We start from the raw sequence: 3,602 nt of genomic DNA, 5'->3' as shown, positions 1-3,602 counted from the left end.
GGGACAGGTGGTGGGGCGGGCCGTTCCCGGTGGGCAGCCGGTGCCGTGGGCGTGGACGCGGCGGCGGGGGCCGACGTGGCGGCGGGCCCCGCCGCCGGCGAGGACGCGCTCGGTGTGGGGCGCCGCGGGGGGCCGATCAGTTCCAGTGCCTCCCGCGCCGGGGCCTGCACGATCTGGGTCTCGGTGGTGCCGTCGGGCCGGGACTCCGAGGAACGGGACGGAGTGGGCGGTGTTCCGGGCGGGGGCGGGCGGAGCGCGGTCACGCAGCCGGTGAGAGCCGAGACGGCCACGGTGACCAGGAGCGTTGCGGTGGTGGTCGGTCGATGCACCCGCGCAACTCTGCTGTGTCCGCGCCGCTTTGGGGAGGGAAGAGGCAGAGGATGCCCCCACACGGGTGACCCCCGGGCCCGCGTGCGACGCCTGCCTCCCACATACCGGCGACTGCCGAGCCCCGACAACCGTCCGCGCCCTGCCCACCGGCCACGGAGCCGCCGTCCGCTCCGTGACCCGCGGCCTCGTCTCCCTGCCCCGCGGCCTCATCAGCTCCGTACCCCGCCGCCCCGAGGGACCGGCGCCCCGCGGGCCTCGTAGCCTCCGTGCCCCGCCGACCCTGACGGACCGGTGCTCCGCGGGCCCCGTCGCGTCAGTGACCCGTCGCCCCGTCGATCCGTTCGCGGAGGAGGTCGGCGTGACCGTTGTGGCGGGCGTACTCCTCGATCATGTGGGTGTAGATCCACCGGAGGCTGGGCGCCTCGCCCTTGCGTCCGTGGGCCGACTTGGCGATGTCGTCCAGGGCGGCGCGCCCGGCGTTGCGGCGGGCGACCGCGATCTCGTCCTGCCAGACGCGGTACGCCTCCTCCCAGGTGTCCCGTTCGGTGAGGTGGAACTCGCCGTCCGGGTCCTCGGCGCTGAAGTAGATCGGCCCCTGGTCGTCACCGGCGAGCACCTTGCGGAACCAGATGCGCTCCACCTCCGCCATGTGCCGGACGAGCCCCATGAGGGACAGCTCGGAGGGCGGCACCGAGGCGAGTCGCAACCGGGCGTCGTCCAGGCCCTGGCACTTGACCGCGAGGGTCTCCCGGTGATGGTCGAGCCATCCCTCCAGCATGTCCCGTTCACCGGCGGTCACGGAGGGTTCGGTGCGCTGCGATGTCATGCACGCATCCTCACCCACCCGGGCCCCGCACGGCCACGCATATGCTGGGACCTCGGCACACCGTGGACGGGAGACCCCTGTGAAGGTCGGCTGCATCGGGCTCGGCGACATCGCGCGGAAGGCGTATCTGCCGGTGCTCGGCACCCAGCCCGGCGTCGAACTGCACCTGCAGACACGGACGCCCGCCACGCTCGCCGGCGTCGCCGACAGCCTGCATCTCCCGCAGGGACGACGCCACGCCGACCTCGACGCGCTGCTCGCCCAGGACCTCGACGCCGCCTTCGTGCACGCGCCGACCGGCGCCCACCCCGAGATCGTGACCCGGCTGCTGGAGGCGGGCGTCCCCACGTACGTCGACAAGCCCCTCGCCTACGAACTCGCCGAGTCCGAGCGCCTGGTACGGCTCGCCGAGGAGCGGAACGTGGGTCTCGCCGTCGGCTTCAACCGGCGGTACGCGCCCGGATACACCCAGTGCGCCGACCATCCGCGCGAGCTGATCCTGATGCAGAAGAACCGCATCGGCCTGCCCGAGCACCCCCGCACGATGATCCTCGACGACTTCATCCACGTCGTCGACACCCTGCGGTTCCTGGTCCCGGGGGCCGTCGAGGACATGACCGTGCGCGCCCGGACCGAGAACGGGCTGCTGCACCACATCGTCCTGCAGCTCTCCGGGGACGGCTTCACCGCGCTCGGCGTCATGAACCGGCTCAGCGGCTCCGCGGAGGAGATCCTGGAGGTCTCCGGGCAGGACACCAAGCGCCAGGTCGTGAACCTCGCCGAGGTCATCGACCACAAGGGGCAGCCGTCCCTGCGGCGGCGCGGGGACTGGGTGCCGGTGGCCCGGCAGCGCGGCATCGAACAGGCGGTGCTCACCTTCCTCGACGCCGTCCGGGCCGGCAAGGTGCTCAGCGCACGGGACGCGCTCGCGACCCACGAGATGTGCGAGCGGGTCGTACGGGAGGTGGAGGACCGCTCCCGTCCCGGCCGTCCCTAGCCCGCACGGTCCGCAGGCCCTCGAAGGCGCCCCACACCACCAGGACCAGCAGCGCCGCGTGGACCGGCCAGTCACCGAAGCGGACGTACGGAGTCGTACCGCTCGCGGTCGGCACGTCGTACACGGCGGAGGTGCTCTCGTCGGTCCCGAGCCAGGAGCCGACGCGTTCGCCGCTCGGGCCGTAGACGGCGGAGACACCGGTGAGGGTCGCGTGCACCATCGGGCGGCCCGTCTCCGCGGCCCGTAGCGCGGCCAGTGTGGCGTGTTGCTCCGGCGCCCAGCTCTGCTGGAACGTGGAGGTGGCCGACTGGGCGAGCAGCACCTCGGCGCCCTCGTCGACGAGATGGCGGCTCATGTCGGGGAACGCGCTCTCGAAGCAGACCATCGGTCCGACGCGCAGCCCCTTGCCGACGTCCATCACCACCTGCTCCGTGCCGCGCCTGCGGTCCTCGCCGGCGGCCTCGCCGACGGAGGTCGCCCAGCCGAGCAGGGAGCGCGCCGGGACGTACTCGCCGAAGGGGACCAGCCGCATCTTGTCGTAGCGGTCGCCGGTCGGGCCGTCGGGGCCGACGAGTACCGAGCCCTTGTAGATGCCGGGGCGGTCCGAGCGATGGGCGTCCACGTTGACCAGGATGTCCGCGCCCGTCGCGCGGGACAGCGCGGCGATGCGGTCGGCGAGGTCGGGACGCTCGACCAGGTCGTAGCCGACACTGCTCTCGCCCCACACGATGAGATCGAGGTCCTGATCCGCGAGACGCCGGGTCAGCGTCTCCTCCCTCGTGAATCGGTTCTCGGGGCCGTCGGTGACCCCGGGCTGGACGACGGCGATCCGTACCCGGCCGTCCACGTCGGGGCGCGGTGACCACACCCACGCGGCGGACGTCACGGTGGCCGTCGCGACGAGGCCCGCGACGGCGGGGACCCGGGCCCGCCGTACCGTGACGAGGACGGTGACCGCGACGTTCACGCCGACCACCAGGAAGCTGAGCAGCCAGACCCCGCCGACCGAGGCCAGCCGCAGTGCGGCCTCCACCTGCCACTGGCTGGACCCCAGCAGTCCCCAGGGCCCGCCCAGCCCCTGCCAGGACCGGACGAGCTCGATCGCCAGCCAGCCCGACGGCACGACCAGCACGGCGGCGGCGACCCGCCGGGACGGGGGAGCGCCCGCCAGCAGACGGTGCACCAGCCAGCCCCAGGGCGCCCAGAGCGCCCCGAGCAGGGCGGCTATGACGAAGGTGAAGACATGCAGGTTCGGCAGCAGCCAGTGGTGCAGCGCCAGCATGTACCCGACGCCGCCCAGCCAGCCGTCGTACGCCGCCCGCCGCGCGGTCGGGGCGCTGCCCGTGTTCGCGTTCCCCGGACCGGCCCTGTGGTGGTTCGCGTACGTGGCCCTGGTGCCCTGGCTGCTGCTGGTCCGCACGGCCCCGACCGCGCGGCGGGCGGCGTACG

General features: G+C 73.5%; 3 protein-coding genes and 1 pseudogene. 1 reads left to right on the top strand and 3 read right to left on the bottom strand.

All coding sequences use genetic code 11. From position 1 onward, the window contains the following. Nucleotides 1-329 (bottom strand): annotated as a pseudogene (locus tag AOK23_RS46365) (hypothetical protein); the annotation flags it as partial. A 314-nt stretch (nucleotides 330-643) separates the two neighbouring features. After that, a complete protein-coding gene (locus tag AOK23_RS43515) occupies nucleotides 644-1,156 on the bottom strand; it encodes a DinB family protein (protein WP_055717865.1) in 513 nt (170 codons plus the stop codon). A 79-nt stretch (nucleotides 1,157-1,235) separates the two neighbouring features. On the opposite strand from AOK23_RS43515, the gene AOK23_RS43510 reads away from it, so the two are divergent. Further along, complete coding sequence (locus AOK23_RS43510) at nucleotides 1,236-2,153, top strand: Gfo/Idh/MocA family protein (protein WP_055717864.1); 918 nt, start codon at nucleotides 1,236-1,238, stop codon at nucleotides 2,151-2,153. On the opposite strand, the gene lnt is transcribed toward AOK23_RS43510, so the two are convergent. Next, a partial coding sequence (gene lnt, locus AOK23_RS43505; protein ID WP_107103015.1) for an apolipoprotein N-acyltransferase occupies nucleotides 2,065-3,602 on the bottom strand: 1,538 nt, incomplete at its 5' end. The two genes, AOK23_RS43510 and lnt, sit on opposite strands and share 89 nt — an antisense overlap.

It is taken from the genome of Streptomyces torulosus, assembly GCF_001419765.1.
Classification (GTDB): domain Bacteria; phylum Actinomycetota; class Actinomycetes; order Streptomycetales; family Streptomycetaceae; genus Streptomyces; species Streptomyces torulosus.
This window is presented reverse-complemented; position numbering and strand designations above follow the sequence as displayed.